General features: G+C 65.1%; 1 protein-coding gene. It reads left to right on the forward strand.

All coding sequences use genetic code 11. From position 1 onward, the window contains the following. On the forward strand, positions 1-807 hold an 807-nt coding region (gene tssI, locus AFL22_RS22895), incomplete at both ends, for a type VI secretion system tip protein TssI/VgrG (protein WP_156311622.1).

An 807-nucleotide genomic window follows, 5' to 3' on the forward strand; every position in this document is an offset into this window, starting at 1 on the left:
ACGCTGCCGACCGACGGGCTGATGAACGCGCTGAGCCCGCGCTACCTTAACGGCAAAATCACCCGGGTGGCGGTGCGCAGCCAGGAGCTGAGCGGCACCCGCTACGCGGTCTATGAGCTGACGGTCGAGCCGGACCTGTGGCCGATGAAGCGCGACCGCAACCTGCGCATCTTCCAGAGCCAGACGGTGCCGCAGATTGTGCAGACGCTGCTGAAGGAGTACGGGGTCAATGTGGAGACGCGCCTGGCGGGCAGCTACCGGGTGTGGGAGTACTGCGTGCAGTATCAGGAGAGCAGCCTGGACTTTATCAGCCGCCTGATGGAGCTGGAGGGGATTTACTACTTCTTCCGCCACGAGGCGGACAGACACACGCTGGTGCTGTGCGACGCGCCGGATCAGCACCAGGCGTTTCCGGGCTATGAGACCATTGCCTATCACGTCACCCCGTCGGGCGGCGTCGTCACTGAAGAGGGCATCAGCCAGTGGTCGCTGGCGGAGAGCGTGACGCCGGGCATCTACAGCACCGACGACTACGACTTCCGCAAGCCGAACGCCTGGATGCTGCAGGCGCGGCAGAATCCGGCGTCGCCGGTGCCGGGCTCGGTGGACGTTTACGACTGGCCGGGCCATTTTGTCGACCACAGCCACGGTGAGTCCTATGCGCGCATCCGTCAGGAAGTGTGGCAGGCCGAGCACCACAGCGTGAGCGGGTCGGGCACGGCTACCGGCATCGCGCCGGGCTTTACCTTCTCGATCATCAACGCGCCGCACTTCAGCGACAACGGCGAGTATCTGGTGACCTCGGCG

The organism is Pantoea sp. CFSAN033090, from assembly GCF_001264395.1.
In the GTDB taxonomy this organism is placed as follows: domain Bacteria; phylum Pseudomonadota; class Gammaproteobacteria; order Enterobacterales; family Enterobacteriaceae; genus Pantoea; species Pantoea agglomerans.